The 18547-nt window shown below is 46.2% G+C and carries 17 protein-coding genes; 2 read left to right on the forward strand and 15 right to left on the reverse strand.

Annotated elements, in window-relative coordinates:
• Positions 1-198 precede the first annotated feature (198 nt).
• The 8 genes from QP775_RS20250 to QP775_RS20285 form a co-directional block, all read right to left on the reverse strand.
• Complete coding sequence (locus QP775_RS20250; protein WP_239331756.1) at positions 199-1011, reverse strand: carbohydrate ABC transporter permease; 813 nt, start codon at positions 1009-1011, stop codon at positions 199-201.
• 162 nt (positions 1012-1173) lie between these two features.
• Positions 1174-2097 (reverse strand): carbohydrate ABC transporter permease, encoded by a 924-nt coding sequence (locus QP775_RS20255; RefSeq protein ID WP_285108728.1) that lies wholly within the window; start codon positions 2095-2097, stop codon positions 1174-1176.
• A 372-nt stretch (positions 2098-2469) separates the two neighbouring features.
• Positions 2470-3747 carry an ABC transporter substrate-binding protein gene (locus QP775_RS20260; RefSeq protein ID WP_285108729.1) on the reverse strand — a complete coding sequence of 426 codons (1278 nt, stop codon included), beginning with the start codon at positions 3745-3747 and terminating at the stop codon, positions 2470-2472.
• 152 nt (positions 3748-3899) lie between these two features.
• Positions 3900-5138: a response regulator transcription factor gene (locus tag QP775_RS20265; RefSeq protein WP_285108730.1), complete on the reverse strand. Its 1239-nt coding sequence runs from the start codon at positions 5136-5138 to the stop codon at positions 3900-3902.
• Positions 5125-6855 (reverse strand): sensor histidine kinase, encoded by a 1731-nt coding sequence (locus QP775_RS20270; protein ID WP_285108731.1) that lies wholly within the window; start codon positions 6853-6855, stop codon positions 5125-5127. The genes QP775_RS20265 and QP775_RS20270 overlap by 14 nt, the downstream gene beginning before the upstream one ends.
• 156 nt (positions 6856-7011) lie before the next feature.
• Positions 7012-8727: an amylo-alpha-1,6-glucosidase gene (locus QP775_RS20275; protein ID WP_285108732.1), complete on the reverse strand. Its 1716-nt coding sequence runs from the start codon at positions 8725-8727 to the stop codon at positions 7012-7014.
• Between the two features lie 355 nt (positions 8728-9082).
• Positions 9083-9535, reverse strand: a complete 453-nt coding sequence (locus QP775_RS20280) for a MarR family winged helix-turn-helix transcriptional regulator (RefSeq protein WP_285108733.1) — start codon at positions 9533-9535, stop codon at positions 9083-9085.
• Positions 9536-9569: 34 nt separating this feature from the next.
• Positions 9570-10130, reverse strand: coding sequence for a hypothetical protein (locus tag QP775_RS20285; protein WP_285108734.1), 561 nt, complete (start codon positions 10128-10130; stop codon positions 9570-9572).
• Positions 10131-10457: 327 nt separating this feature from the next.
• Between QP775_RS20285 and QP775_RS20290 the strand changes: the two genes are divergently transcribed.
• Positions 10458-11108 (forward strand): hypothetical protein, encoded by a 651-nt coding sequence (locus tag QP775_RS20290; RefSeq protein WP_285108735.1) that lies wholly within the window; start codon positions 10458-10460, stop codon positions 11106-11108.
• A 259-nt stretch (positions 11109-11367) separates the two neighbouring features.
• Here QP775_RS20290 and thpR read toward each other — a convergent pair whose 3' ends face one another.
• The 6 genes from thpR to QP775_RS20320 form a co-directional block, all read right to left on the reverse strand.
• A complete protein-coding gene (gene thpR / locus QP775_RS20295; RefSeq protein ID WP_285108736.1) occupies positions 11368-11973 on the reverse strand; it encodes an RNA 2',3'-cyclic phosphodiesterase in 606 nt (201 codons plus the stop codon).
• Positions 11974-12030: 57 nt separating this feature from the next.
• Positions 12031-13272: an anaerobic sulfatase maturase gene (locus QP775_RS20300; RefSeq protein ID WP_285108737.1), complete on the reverse strand. Its 1242-nt coding sequence runs from the start codon at positions 13270-13272 to the stop codon at positions 12031-12033.
• A 127-nt stretch (positions 13273-13399) separates the two neighbouring features.
• A complete protein-coding gene (gene wsfD / locus QP775_RS20305; protein ID WP_285108738.1) occupies positions 13400-14812 on the reverse strand; it encodes a glycan biosynthesis hexose transferase WsfD in 1413 nt (470 codons plus the stop codon).
• A 29-nt stretch (positions 14813-14841) separates the two neighbouring features.
• A complete protein-coding gene (locus QP775_RS20310; protein WP_285108739.1) occupies positions 14842-15303 on the reverse strand; it encodes a GtrA family protein in 462 nt (153 codons plus the stop codon).
• On the reverse strand, positions 15300-16349 hold the full coding sequence (locus QP775_RS20315) for a glycosyltransferase family 2 protein (protein WP_285108740.1): 1050 nt from the start codon (positions 16347-16349) through the stop codon (positions 15300-15302). Before QP775_RS20315 ends, QP775_RS20310 begins: the two co-directional genes overlap by 4 nt.
• A 354-nt stretch (positions 16350-16703) precedes the next feature.
• Positions 16704-17288 (reverse strand): LOG family protein, encoded by a 585-nt coding sequence (locus QP775_RS20320; protein ID WP_285108741.1) that lies wholly within the window; start codon positions 17286-17288, stop codon positions 16704-16706.
• 111 nt (positions 17289-17399) lie between these two features.
• On the opposite strand from QP775_RS20320, the gene QP775_RS20325 reads away from it, so the two are divergent.
• On the forward strand, positions 17400-17720 hold the full coding sequence (locus tag QP775_RS20325) for a MazG nucleotide pyrophosphohydrolase domain-containing protein (protein WP_239331924.1): 321 nt from the start codon (positions 17400-17402) through the stop codon (positions 17718-17720).
• A gap of 357 nt (positions 17721-18077) precedes the next feature.
• Here QP775_RS20325 and QP775_RS20330 read toward each other — a convergent pair whose 3' ends face one another.
• Positions 18078-18479: an O-methyltransferase gene (locus QP775_RS20330; RefSeq protein ID WP_285108742.1), complete on the reverse strand. Its 402-nt coding sequence runs from the start codon at positions 18477-18479 to the stop codon at positions 18078-18080.
• Positions 18480-18547 lie beyond the last annotated feature (68 nt).

Here is an 18547-nt window from a genome sequence, read left to right on the forward strand (position 1 = left end):
CCTCCTTGCGGATTCTGCACCTAGTCCGATGCCGAATAATCATTTTTCTTTCACAGTACTGAAAGAAGCTGTTCCATTTCTATCATATGACGTTGTCCAGCAGTCAGGACTAGCTGCTCCATTTCGACTTTGCTCCATGCTGTGCATGTTCATCCTGATTTCTAAGTCGTTGCCGCGTAAACCTTTACACCTCCGTGCCTAGCTCTTAATACCTGTGGTCGCGATCCCCCCGACAATGTAGCGCTGGGCAATAAAGAACAGAATCAGCGGCGGCAAGCAAATCAGGAACGTGACGGCCATTATGGACTCCATTTCTACACCGTACATGCCCCGGAACTGTGACAGACCAAGCGTAAGGGTATACATGCTTTGATCGTTTAAGAAAATAAGCGGCCCCAAGTAATCGTTCCAGCTGCTCAGGAAGTGGAACACCCCGACCAGAATCAGTGCAGGACCCATAAGCGGGATGATAAGACGCACAAAAGATTGCAGCGGATTTGCACCGTCAATACGCGCAGCCTCTTCCAATTCAATCGGAATCGTCATAATAAATTGACGCAGCAGGAAAATAAAGAATGGTGCTCCGAAAAATGCTGGTACAATTAAAGGCTTCAGCGTATTGATCCAGCCTAATGCGTTAAATTCCATATACAGCGGGATCATCGTCACTTCCCACGGAATCATCATCGACGCAAGCAAGATCACAAATAACGTATCCCGCCCTTTAAATCGAAAGCGGGCAAAGCCATAGGCTACCAGCGCCGACGAAGCTAACTGACCGATAAGCGATAGAAGGGTTACAATTAATGAATTGGCCAAGAACGTATTAAACGGTTGAATCGTCCACGCTTTGGCAAAATTATCGAAATTAAAAACCGATGGCAGCCACTTCGGCGGAAAGACGTACAGCTCTTCTGGTGACTTGATCGCCGTTGTAATCATCCAATAGAACGGTGCAAGGAACATCAAAGAAAAGAGAACGAGCACCGCGTATACGAGCACTTTTTTCATAAGATCACCCCATCTATTAAGTGCGCAACCAAGCTCTGACCCTTGAGGAGTCGAAGCTATATGCCAGTCTTGCGAATACGCTTCAGACTCTGTTGGAAGGGCTTGGTAGACGTAAGAAGCTTATATAACTTAATTGAGTACTACACTCATAGCTGCATCAGCTTATCCCTTCTGTCCCGCTTTCATTTCTCCTTCATAGTACACCCACGCAGAAGATGACTTAAACACCAGCATGGTCAGCAGCAGAACTACAATGAACATAAACCAAGCGTTGGCAGAGGCGTATCCCATTTTCGAAAATTTAAAAGCGTTCTCATACATATACATGGCGTAAAAATAGGTGGAGTTAAGCGGCCCGCCGCCCGTCAACACCAACGCCAGCGTTAGCTGCTGGAAGGCCGATATAATCGTTGTGATCAAGTTAAACAGAATTGTCGGCGACAACATGGGAATCGTAATCTTAAAAAACTGTGCCACTTTCCCTGCCCCATCAATGGCAGAGGCTTCATAGAGATCTTTTGGAATATTTTTGAGACCTGCCAGAAAAATAAGCATCATCGTTCCTTGTCCCCACAAGCTTGCGATGACCATTGCAATCGGTGCCCATGTCGGGTCGTTCAGCCAATTGGGGCCTTCAATACCTACCAGCGACAGGAAGTAGTTCAAGATGCCGTATTCTCCGTCGTACACCCAAGCCCAGATCATCGCCAGAGCGACACCTGAAATAACGGAAGGCAAATAAAACGCCGTTCGAAACAGCCCGCTTCCTTTGACATTTTTGTTCAACAGCATAGCCAGCAGCAGTGCAATAATAATGTTAAGCGGCACAAACAATATAGCAAACTTCACGGTTACTTCCAAAGAGGTATAGAACAAGGGATCATCTGTAAACATCTCTTTAAAGTTGGCAAGGCCGACAAATGTCTTGTCTCCTACAATTGGCCAGTCATAAAAGCTGATGATCAGCGAGAAAATAAGTGGTCCGAGTGTAAAAGCGATAAACCCGATAATCCACGGCATAATGAACAAATAAGGAATCGTCTTTTGTAAACGTAGGCTTGTCGGTCTCTTTACTTTGGTCTCCATAGACTTCGTTCCTTTCCATCCTATTCGATGTGGGGCGTCCCCCGTTGTGTATTATTTTATTTCGATTGTAAGCGTTTTTACACACACGTCTGTCTGGCTGGAGGGGGCACTTTGTTAGCCTGTTTCCGCCTATATTTTTAGCCTAGGTGCCGAATTGTCCGCTTGATATCACCATATTGTTAGGTGCGATATAACCGTTGTCCAAGAGCAGCTAGCTGCACAACAAAAGCCTGTGTTGCAATGCAGATTTGTCGGTAAACTGACAATTGGCTGTCCGTCTCTGCTTCAAGTATTTTCACATCAAAAAAAGGTGCTGTCCCACTGTCATCTGAGATGACTCATGGTACAGCACCTTTTCGAAGAGAGGACTACTTACTTCTCTCCCATATACTTGCTTGCATCCTTCACAGCCGCATCCAATACTTTCTGTGCTTCTTGACCCAACATAACAGAATCAACGGCCGTTGACAGGTGACGATTCACCAATTTCCAGTTCTTGCTCAACAAAAATGAAGGCGTCTTATCGGAGCGCTCCAGCATGGTATAGAACGGCTTATACAGCGGATCCTGATCGAACTTCTTCTCCTGCACGATGCTCTTGCGGATCGGCAGATCAGCATCGCTCTTCATTTTGACCGCATCTTCCGAAATAAAGAACTTCACGAACTCCCAAGCAAGCTCCTTCTGCTTGGACTGCTTTGCTACCGAGATCGCACTCATCGCAATGACACCCTTCACCGGCTTACCGCTGAATGCAGGCATCTCAACTGTGCCAAAATCCACTTTCGCTTCTTTAAAGCTTTCTAGCGGCCAGACACCGCTCTCCCACATCGCCAACTTGCCTGCTTTAAAGATATCGTTGCCGTTCAGTTGGTTTTTGCCGCCTACGAGTACCGCTGAACCGTCCTTGACCATGTCCCCGAACATCTGCAGGGCTTGTGCAGTCTCCGGACTGTTCATATAACCCTCAATCGCCTTACCATCATCACTAATAAAGCTGCTCCCATTACTCCAAACAAAACCTTGCATATCGTATGGATCATTCTCGGCACGAACACCAAAACCATACTGCTTTTTGGACTTATCCGTCAGTTTGGCAGCAGCAGCCTTGAAGTCATCCCATGACCAGCCGTCTTTTGGATGCGGGACGCCTGCTGCATCAAAGAGTTTCTTGTTATAGTAGACAGCGCGGGAGGAGAAGCCAGCCGGGATGCCATAGCTCTTCCCGTCAACTTTTACATAATTAAACAAACTCTCGTAGATGTCATCGAGCTTTAAGCTGGCATCCTTAGCAATATATTCGTCCAGCGGCTCTAAATTGGTATAATAGGTTGGAAAATCCCACATCAGCATCACATCCGGTGGGTTGCTTGCTCCAAAGGAAGCTGCCAGCTTCTGATCAAATCCGTCTGCATAAGGCTCAATCTGTACCTTTACGTTCGGATTCGCTTTTTCAAACGCTTTTGCGATGTTCTCCATCACCTTGAGGCTCTCGCCTGTGTCCCAAGTCGCAAAACGGAGCACCGTCTTTTCTGACTTGCCGCCTTGCTGATCTGTTGAGCCCACGCTGTCCTGCCCGCCGCCGCATCCGCTCAGGATCGCTGTGCACATTACCATTAGAACGGTTATCCATTTTAACTTTGCGCTCATCCGTACGTCCCCCTAATTGATTTTTTTGTTGACGTACCCTCAATTTAAGAGAAATAAAGCGTTTTCAAAACAGTCATTTGTTTCTTTTTTGGGGCTATTTTGTCCGCCCATCCTTTAGTTTGGAGATGCAGCCACTTCTAAATTGATAGGTATTATTCTGCTTTTTGTCCGTTTCTAAATTGTGTAGGCGTCATGCCGCAGCAGCGCTTGAACCATTTGCTTAAGTATTTGCCGTCTACCATACCGATCTGCTCAGCCACCTCCTGCAACGTCATAGGTGTGTTTGAAAGCAGATTCTTTGCCGTTTTTAAGCGCATACGATATAAAAATGATACATAATTCTCTCCTGTCACTTTCTTAAATAAGGTACTAAAATGACTTCTGCTCAAGCCCACACGGTGTGCGAGATCGCTCACACTCCATGGTTCACGGAGATTGTCAGCCGTCAGGCGAACCGCCAACGTGATTGTCTCCGGCCAGGAATACGTACGCAGCTCGAACTGCTTCTCCAACTCCGCCTCCTGGTGCAGCATCGTCACAGTTTGAAGCCACGCTTCCATCCCTTGTATCGGGGCGCTCCGACTCCAATAGAAGTCCGCGTTGCGGTGCTTCCATTCCTTTAATACATGTTCCAGCTTCTGTCCTTTTTTTTGGCTGACCATATAAAAGCAGCGATCAGCTCCGCACGGCACCATTTCCAGAAATCCGTCCTGTTTGTATTCCTGCTTGAATTGACCCACTACTTCCTCCCACAGCAGATGAGCCTGGCTAGCAGAGTTACTACTGGCCTGATCCCGTCCCAGTTCGGCACTGCCGCCAGAGGGAAACAGCTTGGCTAAATAGACTTCATGGGGTTCATTCATCCATGACCAATGCTCATTCCATCGGGACAACAGCTCGCTTCGGAACTCGTTGCGGAAACCGCACAGCCAAGCGTAGAATGAGGCATCCCAGCGATCACGGTCATCGTGCGGCATGACCTCCACAGCTTTCATCACCGCAGACAATTCGTCTTTGAATTTGCTCAAAAAGAAATCAAGTTCCTCGTCCTCAAATGAGGTCTTTAGCAAGTACCCTGACGCCCCGATTGCAATTCCTTGCTGCGCATATTCGAAGTCGCGATGACAGCTAAGCAGCAGCACTTTAGCATTTGGACATTGCCGCTTTACTCTTCTGGCCAGCTCAATCCCATCCATCTCAGGCATTACAATATCCGTAATAATGACTTCTGGCTTGAATTCCAGAAAAGCTTCCCAACCCTTCTGTCCGTTTGGTGCGTCAGCTACGACCTGCATATTGTAACGCGCCCAATCTACCGTAGCCTTCAAGCCCCGGCGTACAATGCTTTCATCGTCAACTAACAGAACCTTAATCGGATCATTCACTGTCATGCTTATCCCCCACTCTCTTTGGCCACCTAATGATAATGGTTGTTCCTGAACCTGCAGCAGATTCAATCGTTAAGCCATAAGCAGGACCAAAATGCAGCTTAAACCTTTGATCCACATTAGCAACCCCAAGCCCTCTGCCATCCGCTTGCTCCCCAGCCCTCTCCTTTAACCGCAAAAGTGTAGATTCGCCGATGCCCTTGCCGTCATCCTGCAAGATCAGCACTAATTCTTTCCCCTCTTCTTTCAAGACAAGTGTAATCAGACCTTGACCGTCCTCAAATCCATGGAAAAATATATTTTCGAACAGCGGCTGCAAACTCATTCTTGGCAGCATGTAATGCAGCAGCTGCTTATCCACTCGCTCCTCGTAACCAAACTCATACTCGTAGCGAGCACGTTGAATGTGGAGAAAATGATCGATAATCGTAAGCTCCTGCTCTAACGTGACCAGCTCTTGTGAAATATCCAGATTCCCCTCCAACAGCTTTGTCAAATGAAAGAGCATTCTGCGAATCTCCTCATTCCCTTGCAGGCGGGCCTTCCATTGAATCGTATTCAGCGTATTAAACAATAAATGCGGGTTAATCTGGTAGTGAAACGCTCGCAGCTCGGCTTCTTTCTTCTGCTGCTCCGTCCTTCCGATCTCTTCCACGAGCGTCTGAATCTGGGCGACCATACGATTAAAGCTGTGCGCCAGTACGCCAAGTTCATCCTGCTCCTGTTCAGGCACCCGCGTGTGCAGCCGACCAGTGCCCGCCAGATGCATCGACTCTTTGAGACGCTTGATTCTGCCCGTTACGAGTGAGGAAAAGAAGTAACCCAGAAGCAAAGCCACCAACCCTGCGACCACCAAGCCGATGATTGTAAAAGAACGAATCACATTTGACGATTGATAGAATTGATCGTAAGGCAGCCTCGATTCTATTTGCCAATCGTTCATTGTAAGCCCTCTTGTCCAGACAACATCGGTCGGACTCGGTTCATATTGGTGTTCGGATTGATAAATGACCTGTCCCGCTTGGCTCCGAATCGTCAATGCGGCTTGTGTATCCTTTTCGAACAGGTGAAACAGTTCAAATAGCTTATCCGCTTTCATTTCAATGAGAATACGACTATTGTGAAGCAACCCTTGCTGGTTGCGAATCGGAATTACCAGACCAAGCAACCGCGTATGCTGATCCGTACTGCTTATATAATGGCTTGACGTATAAAAGCCAGCCCAGTACTTGCCCGCATAGCTTTCCGGCAGCGTACGCCACCATTTCTGGTCCGCTAGTTCACTAGTATTTATAAGGCTTTCGCCAAAGTAATAGCCTGAGGGGAGCACAATATAAATACCTTGGTATTTCAACGTTTTAAGCGCTTTCAAAAAATCTTCCAAGTTGCGCTGTTCTTGCAGCTCCGCATAAGTATGCGGCACTTGTTGACCGATCACGACCCGTGTTGGGTCCAGTAAGAACGTGTGCACATACCCCGCAGTCATCTCCAATTGACTTAATTCGGCATCCAATTGGTATTGGAGCTGGGTAACTGCATTATGCCCGTATTTGCCAAGCTGCTCGTCAAGCAGTTCCGTCGACTTCACGTATGATAACAGGCCAAGCGATATTAACGGCACAAGTGCGGCCGCAAGGAACGACAGAACAAGCTTAAAACGAAGGCTTCGGCGCGGCGCAGGCAGTCGACTGACAAACGAAGTTCTATTCAGACGAAGCATCCTTATCCTCTCCTTTGAGGCTCACGCTAACGGAGTAAATGAAGTTTATCATAATCGTTATCTGCAATCTATATAAAATTGTAACAAAAAAGCGTGCTCCCAGGCAGCAGGAACACGCTAATTGGCCTTAATTGATACAGCCGCATAAGGTCAGGTTTAACTCGAAGCTTCCGTAATGTATTCATGGGCAAGCATTAAATATACGCTCGAAGTCCATGTAAATGCGCGGTCACGTAGCCCCTCACCAGTCATCGCATTAAAGTTCTCAGCCATGCCGCTCTTCTCCGCCATACGACAGAAGCGATCGGCAGCTGTTTGTGCCAAACCACGTTCGCCAGCGCGGACCAAGCCGTCAACTAGCAGCATCATAACAGGTGCCCATATAGGACCGCGCCAATAACCGTCAGACTCATAAGCCTCACTGCTAAGGCTTTCCGTGGCAAACCCGTGTGGAGCAAGGAATTTGCTGCTATCCGCCAAGCCGTTCACCAGCCATTCCTTCACATCTGCCGAGAGTCTGTCTGCTAGTATAATCGGCAGGTAGACAAGCAGACTATCTCCCCCCAGCGGCTCATGACTGCCAGAACGCAGCGCCCGCATCTCGCCGTTATGCCAGAAGTGCTCCAGCATAAGCGCTAAGGTACGCTCCCTTAGATTACGCCATGCTGTTCCGTCATGCGGTCTGCCAATACGCTCTGCAATTCTCATGAGCACCTCGCACTGCAGCACTAAATATGCACACAAATCTGGACTTTCTACCGCACCTCGCTCATGGAAAATCGTACTGTTGTCCCAGCCGCTATCATTACCGTGATTGTATTGCGGTACACCATCACGATCATCATCGCGGTAATTGAACCACCACCTTGTCCAACGCGATAGCGGCTCGTATACTTCAAGGAGCTGACGCTCGCCGATCCAATCGCTGCGCTCCATCATCCAAAGCAGCGTCCAGCCGTGGATCGGCGGTTTATTACAGTTCCATAGCGCATATTTATCGTTCATAAAATCAGGCAGCAGCCCGCTCTCATCTTGTCGGTCAAAGAAAATCATATACTGATCCCAAGCTAGTTCAGGATTTGAACGAATAAGTGCCATCGCATTAAAGCAATGATCCCAGCTCCATATATTAGTCATCCAATTTTTAGACATATACATAGCTGATCGTGTCAGATATCCCCCTTTAGGTACGATACAAGACCAAGTGATATAAGCAGCCAATTCACGTCCCTTACTCAACGCAGGGTCCCCTGTTTGCAAAGTTCCGGTAAGCCATTGTTGGAACTCCGCATCAACCTGCTCAACATCCTGCTCAAAGGTTGTGGAGTGAGATAATTCCTGCCATACTGTGCGGTATTCTTCAATCGTAAATTCGGCACAACCGTCATCGTCCGGCTCAAATTGAAGTGCGACATGTGTGCATCGCGTACGATTCCAAGGTGCATCAACCGATAAGGTGCCTTGCAGGCGATTTGCCATAAACCGCACTTCATTTAAAAAGCTGTTAATTTCCCACCGATTATCTGCCAACTGCATCGCGTAATCATAATCGCCACCTTCTAGCGTTAAGCGTACGCCTACTCCATGTGACTTCCATCTCACCGCAGCCGCACTACATATGCAGAGATCTGCATAGCCCCTTGCACTTTTCAGCCGTAGGCGTGTTGGCGTGGCCTGAACCTGATAAACAACAGGACTTTGATTCTCTAGCAGCTCGATTCGGAATGCCGCTCCAGCCGTCAGGTCTCCCCCTCTAACCGTACGTAAATACACCCCCTCAGGACGTGAACCTGCTGCGTTCAAATACGAGACAGTTAGAAACGAACCATAGCGGCTAAATGGAACTGTATGGATATCAAATGATAATGGCATGCGTATTCTCCCCTTTGCTTTATCCCCATTAAAGAACAACAAAATGTTCCCGATGCCAAGGGATGTCTTATGCAAATGATTATTCTGCTATCCACGCTCTACTTTCATTATAGGCCGCTCTTATCCAAGTGCAGTTGTACAACTGTAGGGAAAAGGGTTCCTGCTTGTTAGATCAATACGTAAGCGCTTCCACAATAAATACTACAAGTGGATCATCTGTTTGGCCCTATTCGTCCATTTGTTTGTTCCATTGCCTATATCGTATTTTCCTTAACGCAAACAACCGTTGCAGCTGTGTTATCAGCCTACAACGGTTGTTTGGTAAACAGAAAATAGTACAACGTACTTCACTTGCCTATTTTCCGCCCTCTTCCTTTGTAATATCCTCTAAGTTATAAATAACCTGCTTACATACATCAAGAAAAGCATACAGCTGTTCATCGTGTACATTCTGGAAGAAACGCTCGAACATTTCCCCACGGTGGACGATCGTTTCTGTGATCGTCTTTCGCCCTTCCTCAGTCAACTCCACGTGCACCGTTCGGCGGTCCAATTCATCGCGACGGCGTGTCACCAACTGAAGCTCTATCAATTTGTCCGTTATGCCCGTCACTGCTCCTGGTGTAAGCCGCAATGACTTCGCCAGATCCGTTACTTTCATAGGTTCATGTCGGTCCAATTGCTCCAGCACGCTAAACTGGGTTGGATTAATACCATGATCCATTTGTTCATTCCATACTTTATACATCCCCCGAACCATTGTACGGAAATTCATTTGTAACTGATGCAGCTCTTTCTTATTCGGCAATTTGATTCACTCCATTCCATCCTGCTGGACGTTATTACAGTTTCAACCCTAGGCGTATTCGCCACTTTCCTTCCTCAAAGTGAATTTGTTTCACTTTGACGAACTCATGCAGCCAAGTTCCGGCCTGTATCTGAATCGGTTTTAATTCCATCCAGCCTTGCGGTATCGGAATATCCTTCACATATCCCCCTGTTGGCACAGCTTGAATGATCTGCTCGGATACATTCCAGGATAGGTCCATTGGTATCCGGACTAATGCTCGAATACCTTGCCATGGCTCTATTTCTGCCTTAATGAGCAATTGATCTTGATGCAATTCAATATGCATCCCTGTAGGCTTCCATTTCGTTAGGATTGGGCTCGTCTGGAGCTCTTTCCTAATCCATTCCGCAGCATATCCGTTCAGTTCTGCCTCACTGATTGCAATCTCTGGCGCATGCTGACGAATCATCTGATCGATGCGCTCTGTCAAGGTTACCTGTACAGGCGATGCCCAGCCCAAATTTTCATTTGGCTTTATATAAAAGTATAGCGCTGCTGCAACGATCACAATAAGTATAACGATACCAAAGAAAATACGTTTCAACCATTTCATGAAAGATTTCATTTTCCATCCATCCTTTCCGTTAGCGTTCAGTTACAGATACGGCTTCTAACAGGTCCAAAACCAGGCTAAAAAGTGCGTATGACAAGCTGTATCGCTCCAATTAGCTGCTTGAGACTGCATGTCCTGACGCTTCTTCATTCATCTTAAATTTTCCATTCCTGATTCATTCACACAGACAGCGGCTAGATAAAAGTAGGTGTCGCTACCACACTTTTACTGTTTTAATCCTCGCAGGACCGCAACTTTTTACTATGAGGATTAATATAATTAATCGAACCTACCAATTGTATAACCATGAGAGGAGATATAACAACCATGAAGAGAATTTTGTCAGTTCTGGCACTAACATTGGCGTTCAGTACATTCTCTGGAGCTGCGCTCGCAGCCGCCTCAGATTCAACGGGTACAGTCATCAAACAGACAGATGCAATCGAACTAAAGCAAGCCACTCCATTTTATTCGACTCCAGGTGGAAAAAAGCTAGGAAGCATTAACCCGCAGCAGATCGGTGTCCTGGAAGCAAGCAAAGACGGCAACAACGTGACCTGGTACAAAATCAATACTTGGAAAGGTATAGCATGGATTAAAGACCCAGCATCCCTTCCGCAGCTAAAATTAGTTGAGGTCGGCAACGGTACCGTATTCTACAAAGGCACGAATGGTGCTCGTCTCGGAACGTTGTCCAAACAGACTTTGCACGTTATTTCGCAAAAAACAGATAAAAATGGGTTCACTTGGTATCAAGTGAAAACGTGGAAAGAAAATTCCTGGGTAATAGCACCAGACCAAACGTTTAAAAGCGTACAGTTAAATAAGGCAACAGCGTTGTTCAACAAGCCAAATGGTAAAAAAACAGCCACCCTGCAGTCACAAAAGGTGACGGTGAAATACGTAGAATTTGATGGAAACGGAAACCGATGGGCAAAAATTAGCACTTGGAATGGCGACTTATGGATGAAATGGTAGCACAATAGCAGCGATGAAGCAGGCCCGTCTTTCACAAAAGGAAGGGTCTGCTTCATTTAACGTTAACATATACTGGATTGCATACTATACATTGAAATTTGAATTATTTATATTATAATATCCCCGCGAATGCCATCTACACTCATCTGTACTTCCTCTGCACTTCCCCAATCGAAACTCTATCAAGGTATAGAAAAGGCTCCGCCCGTTAGGGACGAAGCCTGCCAACCTGTTTTGATCTCAACAAATAAACTTCACGCTATGGCGCTAGCAGAGCTTCTGCCACAACCTCATACATCGGTCGCTGTCCCATACGGGTTCGGTACAACACAATTCGGTCTACCTGCCACTCGGGACGCGATAGGGTCAATACCGGATCTTCATCATGTCCGCCACCCGTAATTACTCGCTCCATACCGATCAGATCAAATTCACCTTCCCCCTTATATTGACGAGCCGTCGTAATATGTGGATGGTATGCTCTATCTTCAGGTAAGAAGCCACTCATATGCATCTGTGCGGTAACATGATGATGAAGTTCTGTTAAAACCTGTAAGTTACCCTGTGTACCATACCATAGCACCTTAGGCGCATCTCTACGCCCAAACGTATCCCATTCCGACAACTGCAGCCAAAAGGGAGACAGTCTTTGGACTGCCAGCTGCATTCGGGCTTCAATTTCTGCTATGCGTGATATTTCCACATCTCCGAGAAACTGTACCGTTATATGATAGTCACGCGGATCCGTTATCCGTTTAAATAGCTGGTTTGTCGGAATGACAAAGCTGTTCATTCTGACCTGAATCCACTTTTTCACTTCTTCTGGCAGAGGGATAGCGATAAACACACGCCATTGTTGTTCCACTTTATTCGCTCCTCATCGATAAGTTCGACATTATTTCCCGGAAAATGTTTATCCATATCATCTGGTGCTGCAACATTTCTTTGCTTTGCGACCGCTGCCGCATATGCATCGTTCATTGCGGCCTGGTAGCGCTATGCCTTGTTGGAACATCCATTCATAGGCTAGCTTACGCATCCGTTCTTCCCCATATGCATACAGCATACGATAGCTCTCACAAAAATAGTCGACTTGATCCCTGCCTTGTACTCCCCTGTCGTTTACATCCAAGAAATCAGTACGATTGCGTGGACATCCACCTCCACAATAATGCAGGTATCTACATGTCATACACGGAGACGACATCCTTAGTTGAAGCGAACGGAACATAGACCACCGCTGCTCTTCCAATAGTTGTACAAGTGTATCCTCGTTGGCATTGCCTAGCCGGAAGCGCTCATGAATAAAAAAGTCACACGGATAGGCATCCCCGTTCTGTTCCAGAACAAGTACAGAAGGACATTCCTGCTGATGAATACAAAGTTCCGGCTCGCTGCCAATCAGCTTCTGCAGCCAGTTAACGAACATCCGTACGGAGAGGCCAGGCCGTCCATCGTTATACCAACGATCAAAAGCTTCACACAAAAACTGCCCATATTGCTGCGGACTAATGCGATACTGTCCCTTTGCATCTACATCCTGTGCGCTAAAATTCATACAAGGAATAAACTGTACATGTCGAAACTCATTCTCCTCCAGCCAATCCATCAGCATCGCTGCTTGACCCACGTTATCTTCATGGATGACTGTCAGGATGTTGAAGTCCACTTCTGCCTGCTTCAGCGTAGAAACTCCTGCCATTACTCGTCTATAAGATCCCCTACCTGATCCTGTTCGTCTTCGTTTATCATGAATCTCTTCCGGACCGTCCAAGCTAACACCAACCAAAACAGAATAACGACGAAAAAAAGCCGCCCAATGCTCATCAATTAGGGTGCCGTTCGTTTGCACAGCATTACTAATCGTAGTATTGGGCAGCGCATATAACGCTTGAAGCTGAACGACACGCTGAAAGAACGACAGCCCCGCTAACAAAGGCTCCCCGCCCTGCCAAGCAAATGATACGCTTCCTTCACATTCGTGCATCATCTGGCGGATGACACGCTCCAGCAGTTTGTCTTCTATACGTCTGATCTCGCTTTGTGGTTTACCGCCACAAGTACTGTAGTAGCAATAATCACATGCCAAGTTACAGTCTCCTGCAACGGTTTTCCACATTATACTTGTTGGTGACTTACGCCGATAGGCAGCCCTCACGTCCATCGCCATCACTCCTCTTCCCGATATCCTGCAAGCCATGCTTCTATGTATCAGAATATAGCTGGACAACAGCCAAGACTAGGAGCATTTTCACAATGAGAGCTACTATAGGTTAAAAACAAGGACTTATCTACCGAATACGGTGCCACAATCCTCGAATAATCGCTACGAGCCAGACGGCTGATACTACAACCATCATGTCAAATACGACATTAAACAAGAATAAGTGCTTACCAATATCCGCCTCGCCATCCCCTACCAGCGGAATGGCAACGGCCAAGAGACCAATACCAGCTATAAGCAGCAGCACTTCTAATATTCCGCGCGAGTAGCGCTTACGAATCCATTCCCAAACAATAACACCGATGTATAATACATAAAAAGCTACAAAGAACAAAAGAGACTCTGGAACGAGGCGTTTCTTACCTTCGCTCCACGTACTATACGTATAAGTGACTTCGCCGCGGGATTTCCCCTCTTCTTTCACGTAATTTCCCAAATAATAAGGTCTAATAAAAGTCGCATTAGCTGCGGCAGCCTCCAGCTTGTCTATAATACGCGAAGGGTGCGTGGCATAATATCGAACGACATCAAAATGCCCCAGCTTGGAATAGACATCCTCCGTTAATTCAGGTGCGTCCTGTTTGATCGCCACATCTGTCTGGAAATAGTTCGTACCAGCCAGCACCTCGTATTTCTCTGGTATACCAAGCGACTTCAAGTCTTCTTTTACATGTGGTGAATCTTTAAGAATGCCAAAGAAGATCGTTTGATATAAATTAATCTGCTTCAGTTCTCCGGGTGCAAATACGTACATCAAAACAGTAGACAGCACCATAATGGACGAACCTGCAATCAGAATTCTCTTCCACTGCACGTCGCTTCTTCGGCGGTAAAGACGAAATCCATAAGCTGCAAAAGCAAGGCCTACAGGTGCATTCTGGATCTTCGACATCGCCAATATCCAAGCACATACAAACAGCAGCACCGCCAGCACAGAGGATGGCTTCTCCTGCGCTGCAAGCGCGATGGCTAATGATGCCGACAATAAGAGGAAGATGAGGGATACCGGCTCACCAAACAAGGACTGAAAATAAGCAACATATCCAATATCAAAAAAGATAAACAGCATCAGTACACCTAGTGTAATTTGCAGCCATAAGCGTCCTTTGCCTAACACGTAGATCATAAAGCCAAGGGTAAGCAACATTAAGACACTGTACACGACTCCCATAGCATGCATTGTGAACAGATTGCTGTCCCACAATCTCCCCAACAGACCCGCGATAAATACAAACAATACTTGAGAAGAAGCATAGCCAATTCCAAAAGGAGCATATTCATATTGACTATGTGCGTATCCAAAGTATTTATCCTCATAAGTAAACGTATCATTCAGTACAGATATGCCCCCGCTGGACATAATTCTTGGGTAGTCGCCATTGTCCGCAATGCCGATAAATGGCGGCACAAACAACAGACCAATCAAAAGCGCTGCCCCGATAACTACGATAACGGCAGTCATTACTCGATCTTTGTTCAACATGATCTCTCCTATTAATTTCTCGTTGTTTAATCTCCTTTGGACTCCTCACTGACTCCTGCCGGCAACATGCCCTCCACGTTCTTGGATCGAGCCGGAGCAAAGGTAATGTAGCGATGCAGCAGGAAAGAAGCCCCCGTATAGATACATGCTTCAATTAATATGACGACATTCACCTTGGCGGCCATGCTTAATTGGGGCTGTACAGTGTTAACAGCCTGTGTAATCCAATTGTGCATCGCCAGATAGGCTAGCACATAGCTAAGAAAGCTCACACCAAAAAACAATAGCATACTTGTTGATGTTTTCCCTCGGTGTTGAAACGTGTAGTTGCGATTCATCACGTAGCTAAACATCACGCCTACGCTGTTGCCGACAAAGGTCGCCCATAGATGGGGCCAATGAAGCGCATGCAGCAGCAAAGCAATCGTCCCAAGCCCGATCACCGTATTAGCAACGCCAACCAAAGCGTATTTGATAAATTGAATCATTCCTTCCAACCTGCTTCCTTCCAAGGTGCAGCTGCGGCGCTCGGTTGCTCGTGGAGGACTTCATCTATAACATAGAGCGGACGATGCTTAACCTCGTTATATATCTTGCCTATGTATTCACCAATTACCCCCAGGGCCAACAGTTGAATGCTTCCTATAAACCAGACGGATACCATAAGGGAAGTCCAACCGGAGACGGTCATGCCCATGATTTTGGACATAAGCGCATATATAGCCGCAAGCAAACTGGCTCCCAAGCTTAAAAATCCGATCATCGTTACAATTCGCATAGGCTTCACACTAAATGAAGTAATACCTTCCCAAGCAAATGAGAGCATCTTCTTTAAAGGATACTTGGATTCTCCAGCGGCCCTTTCATGACGATCATATTCAACAACTGTCGTACGGAAGCCGATTAAGGGAACGATCCCTCTCAGAAATACGTTTACTTCCTTATACTCAGCCAAGTGCTCCAATGCACGTTTGCTCATCAGACGATAATCGGCGTGGTTGTATACCGTGTTAACTCCCATCCGCTGCATTAACTTGTAGAATTTCTCTGCGCTCCAACGTTTGAACCATGTATCTGTTTCGCGACTTCTTCTCACCCCATACACCACATCATAACCTTCACGATATCGGAGTACAAAGTCGCGCACAACTCCCGTGTCATCCTGAAGGTCAGCATCCATCGATACCACACAATCCGCAAATTCTTTCGCGTACATCAAGCCCGCTAACAATGCCTTCTGGTGCCCCGCATTTCGAGCAAGCTTTAATCCGGTTACCCAAGGATTCTCCCTACGTGCCGCCGCAATCTGCAACCATGTCGCATCTCGACTACCGTCATCCACAAACATTAAACGGCTCTCCCTTGAAACTAGCTGCTCCTGCACCATCGACGTCATCACCTCAGTTAGATGCTCAACGGTTAGGGTGAATACCTCTTCTTCATTATAACAAGGTACTACAATATACAAGATAGGTTGTTGTTTGTAAGAAGATGACTGACTGCTGTTGTAAAATGACATTTCTGACTGAACCATATACGACTCCTTTCCACAATCCGTTAATTACTTATGTATCTATTCCTTTATACTCCTAACTTTCTCTATTCTATAACAACACGTTTCTAAAAAAAGTAAAAGCGATACGTCTTTTTTTTAACATTTTTTTAGCTTAAGATCGCATTTGGCCATCCTGCTCGGCCTGTTTGAACACAATAAACTTGCCTCTTTCGGCACATTTTAATTATAAGTGAACCCTCATCTATAAGATGAACAGCGCTATAATCTGCTGATATCGGGAAATATGTGACACTTCGTCACTACCTCTACATCACTAAAGAGGACTGCATTCACTGGGATACAGTCCTCTATCTGTATACATTTATGTAAACATCAAGCTTCATCAAGCTGTTTCCACTTATTCCCGAATACAGGACGCTTAAATGCTTCCATCTGTTCCAGCAGCTCGATCGCTGTCGGTTCTGCAATAACCAAGCTTCGATGTGTATGAAGAGCAAATCCAGCTTCAATTGAATGATCAATCATTCTCAGCAATGGAGTATAAAAATCCGCGACATTTAATAACCCAACTGGACTTTCATGAATACCAAGCTGGGACCAGCTCATCACTTCAAACCATTCTTCAAGCGTACCGAAACCGCCTGGCATCGCAATAAAGCCATCCGCCAGCCGGATCATCGTTGCTTTACGCTCATGCATATCTTTAACCTCGATCAGCTCAGTAAGGTCTGTATGCATCATTTCTCCCTTAAATAAGCCCGTTGGCATCACACCTGTCACTTTACCGCCATGCTCCAATACGCTGTTTGCGACTTCCCCCATCAGTCCCACTTTGGAACCTCCATAGATAAGCCGAATCCCCCGTTTAGCCAGTTCCACACCCAATTGGCGTGCCTGTTCCGCATACTCGGGCCGATTGCCCAAGTTAGAGCCAGCGTACACACAAATACTCTTCATCTCTGTTAACACTCCTATTACTTGTTCTTTGTTGCAGCTCCATATAAGCTATAAGAAGTATAAGCCTTAATGGCATAGAAAGGAAGCTTACATATGACAGAACACACAAAAATGGATATTCAATCTTTTGAACAATGGGTACATCAATTCTACGCCTCTCGCCAATGGTCTGATTATGACTCCTTTATCCGTGTCGGATTCCTCATGGAAGAAGTAGGCGAAGTTGCCAGAGCAGTACGTGCAATGGAGATCGGTCGTGATCGGCCAGATGAGGCTGTTCCAAGCGACAGCATGCTGCATCAGGAACTGGTTGAAGAACTTGGTGATGTACTGGCAAATCTGCTCGTGTTAGCGAAGCGATATGATATTTCTATGGATCGTATGATGCAAGCCCATCAGGACAAATTAATAAACCGATTCGGCTCCATATAGGGCCATGATCAAGCTTTGAACATAAGGATTATCGGCGGTCTCTTATAAATCTCGCGTTGTCAAACTATACAACCCACGCTTCGTATGTCCAGTGTGGGTTTGAGTCTGATTAAAGTGTTACTTGGTTCTCTTATGATCTCAACATTATTAAATAAAGCGCTGGACCTTGTCGGCCCAACGCTCTTGTTTTCAAACGGTATGTACAGCTATAAATGTGACGAATTGTAGCAAACAGGATAGTCTTTTACCTTGAACATCCTTTGTGCTGCAGCTCCAGCATCATACAGGGTACGGATAACAATATAAGTTATGGGACGATCCGAATAAAGGATGTTAGGTAAGCATGATGTAAGAGGATTAACGACGGGAAGCTTGATGTGGATCTGAATAAGGGAACTTCTCTAACAAATTGGACATGTTATAATTGGACTCGAACCAAGTACTCACGAGCAGCGTATCCTGCTTCATTGTAAAGTCAAATACGATCTCACCGTGTGTCCAGTTCTTCTTGCGCTTTAATGCTTCCATCGCCATGAGGCGGAATGAGGTAACATGACTTTTCTGCAGTCCTTTGCGGAGCGGAACAATAACACCGTCATGGCTTTCCATAGCATCATGTCTGATGCCGAACTTACCTATGGAATCATTACGGATACAAACGACTAAGGTGCCCCCAGTCAGGCCTAGAAGTTCCGGTTCCAACTCCTCAAATACATAACTTAGCTGCCTAGCCAAACTCATCTCATAAGCCCTTGACATCTAATTCCTCCTCTCAAAAAATACCCATATATATGCAAGAACATAGTTCTACATGCCCATTATAAGGG

This window comes from Paenibacillus sp. UMB4589-SE434 (assembly GCF_030226685.1).
In the GTDB taxonomy this organism is placed as follows: domain Bacteria; phylum Bacillota; class Bacilli; order Paenibacillales; family Paenibacillaceae; genus Paenibacillus_B.

Coding starts and splice junctions, on each gene's coding strand:
- QP775_RS20250 (WP_239331756.1), bottom strand. CDS start 1,011: ATGAAAAAAGTGCTCGTATACGCGGTGCTCGTTCTCTTTTCTTTGATG.
- QP775_RS20255 (WP_285108728.1), bottom strand. CDS start 2,097: ATGGAGACCAAAGTAAAGAGACCGACAAGCCTACGTTTACAAAAGACG.
- QP775_RS20260 (WP_285108729.1), bottom strand. CDS start 3,747: ATGAGCGCAAAGTTAAAATGGATAACCGTTCTAATGGTAATGTGCACA.
- QP775_RS20265 (WP_285108730.1), bottom strand. CDS start 5,138: ATGACAGTGAATGATCCGATTAAGGTTCTGTTAGTTGACGATGAAAGC.
- QP775_RS20270 (WP_285108731.1), bottom strand. CDS start 6,855: ATGCTTCGTCTGAATAGAACTTCGTTTGTCAGTCGACTGCCTGCGCCG.
- QP775_RS20275 (WP_285108732.1), bottom strand. CDS start 8,727: ATGCCATTATCATTTGATATCCATACAGTTCCATTTAGCCGCTATGGT.
- QP775_RS20285 (WP_285108734.1), bottom strand. CDS start 10,130: ATGAAATGGTTGAAACGTATTTTCTTTGGTATCGTTATACTTATTGTG.
- QP775_RS20290 (WP_285108735.1), top strand. CDS start 10,458: ATGAAGAGAATTTTGTCAGTTCTGGCACTAACATTGGCGTTCAGTACA.
- QP775_RS20300 (WP_285108737.1), bottom strand. CDS start 13,272: ATGGACGTGAGGGCTGCCTATCGGCGTAAGTCACCAACAAGTATAATG.
- QP775_RS20310 (WP_285108739.1), bottom strand. CDS start 15,303: ATGATTCAATTTATCAAATACGCTTTGGTTGGCGTTGCTAATACGGTG.
- QP775_RS20315 (WP_285108740.1), bottom strand. CDS start 16,349: ATGGTTCAGTCAGAAATGTCATTTTACAACAGCAGTCAGTCATCTTCT.
- QP775_RS20320 (WP_285108741.1), bottom strand. CDS start 17,288: ATGAAGAGTATTTGTGTGTACGCTGGCTCTAACTTGGGCAATCGGCCC.
- QP775_RS20325 (WP_239331924.1), top strand. CDS start 17,400: ATGGATATTCAATCTTTTGAACAATGGGTACATCAATTCTACGCCTCT.
- QP775_RS20330 (WP_285108742.1), bottom strand. CDS start 18,479: ATGTCAAGGGCTTATGAGATGAGTTTGGCTAGGCAGCTAAGTTATGTA.